2 protein-coding genes are annotated in these 2573 nt (G+C 52.6%); both read left to right on the plus strand.

Going from position 1 to position 2573, the window contains the following annotated elements; translation table 11 throughout:
* The first annotated feature begins 180 nt into the window (after window positions 1-180).
* Window positions 181-1227 (plus strand): IS110 family RNA-guided transposase, encoded by a 1047-nt coding sequence (locus AWT75_RS20280; protein WP_062791553.1) that lies wholly within the window; start codon window positions 181-183, stop codon window positions 1225-1227.
* 542 nt (window positions 1228-1769) lie between these two features.
* Window positions 1770-2573 (plus strand): fimbrial protein (locus AWT75_RS21510; RefSeq protein ID WP_153013413.1); only part of this gene is annotated, 804 nt, incomplete at its 3' end.

Genomic DNA, 2573 nt, shown 5'->3' on the forward strand with positions numbered 1-2573 from the left:
CAATGCGCTGATGCATGGCCGCGATGGCACCAGCGGGGTGGACTGGACCCAGGTCAGCAAGGTGGGCTATTCGCTGCTGCTGTCGCCGCTGGTGGGCTTAATGTGATGGTCAGCCTGACCTAAATGCCTCAGCAGGCGTCAAACCTGCTGAGGCATTTTTTCTTCTGCGAGGAGAGCATCATGGCAACCGTCACACTGATCGGCCTGGATATCGGCAAGCACAGTTTTCATCTCATCGGACACGACCCGCGCGGCAATCCCATCCTCAAGAAGCAGTTCAATCGTTGCAGCCTCATCCTTTTCCTGGCCAAACAGACTCCCTGCCGCATCGTGATGGAAGCCTGCTGCGGTGCACATTGGCTGGCACGCAAACTCACGGGGTTCGGCCACACGGTACAACTGATCGCGCCGCAGTACATTCGTCCGTTTGTCTCCGGCAACAAGAACGATTTCATTGATGCTCAGGCGATCTGCGAGGCAGCTACACGTCCCACCATGCGTTACGTTGCGGCCAAGAGCGCCCAGCAGCAAGCCCTGTCCGCACTGCATCGCCTGCGTGAGGCCCGCATTGCCGAACGGGTACAGACCAACAACCAGATTCATGCGCTGCTGCTGGAATTCGGCATCGCACTCCCTGTCGGTGTACGGGGGATCACGCAGTTGCCGATGGTGCTGATGGATACGTCCAATGATTTGCCGGTCAAGGCCCGGCAGATCCTGCAACGACAGCTGGAGCACTACCGCCAGCTCAAGGCGGAGGTCGAAGAACTGGATCGCGAGATCGCTGCGGAGGCCCGGCAGGACGATGTCGCCCTGCGGTTGATGACGATACCCGGCATCGGCCCGATCACCGCCAGCCAGTTGTCGGCGGATGCAGGCAATGCCAAGGGCTACGGCAATGCCCGTGACTTTGCGGCATCGCTGGGGCTGGTGCCGCGACAGCACTCGACGGGCGGGAAGTCCAGGCTGCTGGGCATCAGCAAACGGGGCGACAAGAGTCTGCGCCGTCTCCTGGTGCAATGTGCCCGGGTGATCATGCAGAACGCGTCGCGCTGGAAGAGTGCGATGGCAGAGTGGACGGTGACGCTGATGCAGCGTCGTCACTCGAACATCGTGGCCTGCGCCCTGGCCAACAAACTGGCACGGGTCGTGTGGGCGGTACTCGCCAAAGGGGGCGAGTACCGTGCCCAACCCCGTGCCCTGATTGAAATGCAAACCGCCGGGTAAAACCCGGCGGCGAGTAGAAGCCTGCTTTTGCCAAGACAGACACTGATGACGACAACCGGCCCACGGCCTGCAGGACACCCCGACATGAAAAACAGTCATGACAGACTGAGGGCTTTTTAGGGACCTGCGGGAGCGGCTCACATCATGGATCGGGCTTTTTGCCTACCAGGAATCCGGATAGATTAGAGCAAGCCTACTTCGTCAGTATTCATCAGCATTCTGTTCTTGCAAAGGTCAGGCTGACCATAGATTGCCTGCCAAGCTGCTGCTAAAAATAATTTGAATGTTGTACGGCACATGCCATTCATTTAATCAGGCAGGCAACCCCAACTATAGCAAACCCTAACATCAAGGAAATTTCCATTGTCTTTTTAGGAAATTTCTTTTACACATCTTCTCGCAGAAATATTATAAATCACAAACATTTTTCAGCATTTTCTTGCTTAATTATTTAATATCAAATTATTTAAAATCCGCAATCACACTAGGCCAACAGTATCAAGCGAACACCACAACACCATTCAAACACTGCGAGATAGTCCATGTTACGTTATTTATTCGCTCTACTCTGCCTGTTTCAGATCGAATCAGCTCATGCTGCTTGCTCCACCATTACCACTGGCATTCGTCCTATCAATCCCATATTAACCGTGCCTGGTCCAGACGCCCCACTAGTCACCCCGCTAAGCCCATGGTACTTAGTAGCAAATAGTCGTATTTTTGCTAACTGCACTGCCAATCAACCGCTAGTTATCGGAGTAGCAAGCAGCAACAGGACCGCCGGCTACTTTACTGATCCAATTGATGGCAACAATTACACAATCTTTAAATTTGAAATGTCGAATACCGTTGGTTATATTGTTGCAGCAGGCCCTCCGGGCGGCTCCAACATGCAACCTGCATTACCGCAAAACTCAGGCATTGGCCCGTTTAATACATTTACCGTAACCCCATCCACATCTGACCTATATGCAAGCTATAAGTATCGATTAATACGCTATGCCACATTAACAGACACAAACAGTTTTAACATGGGAGGATTTGCATCGTTAATTCTTTACTGGAAAACACCTGATGCGCCGAAATTTGATCCATATGTCTACACAAGTTTCGTGCAAGACGGGACTGTAAGCTTCACCAACTCCATTTTCAAGACATGCAGCATACTCTCCACAAGCTTACAAGTAGCATTGCCCAAAATTGATGCCAATCAGCTGAACAGCATTAACTCCACTGCAGGTAGCACGGCATTCAGCCTGCCTCTTAACTGTCCAAGCCCGGTTAATTTGTACATGACCATCACGGATATAAGCGCCCCCGGGCAGACAAGCAATATTGTTAGCCTG

Source organism: Aquitalea pelogenes, from assembly GCF_001515305.1.
GTDB classification, from domain to species: domain Bacteria; phylum Pseudomonadota; class Gammaproteobacteria; order Burkholderiales; family Chromobacteriaceae; genus Aquitalea; species Aquitalea pelogenes.

Excerpts from the sequence above, each read along its gene's own strand:
- AWT75_RS20280 (WP_062791553.1), top strand. The coding sequence starts at position 181 with ATGGCAACCGTCACACTGATCGGCCTGGATATCGGCAAGCACAGTTTT.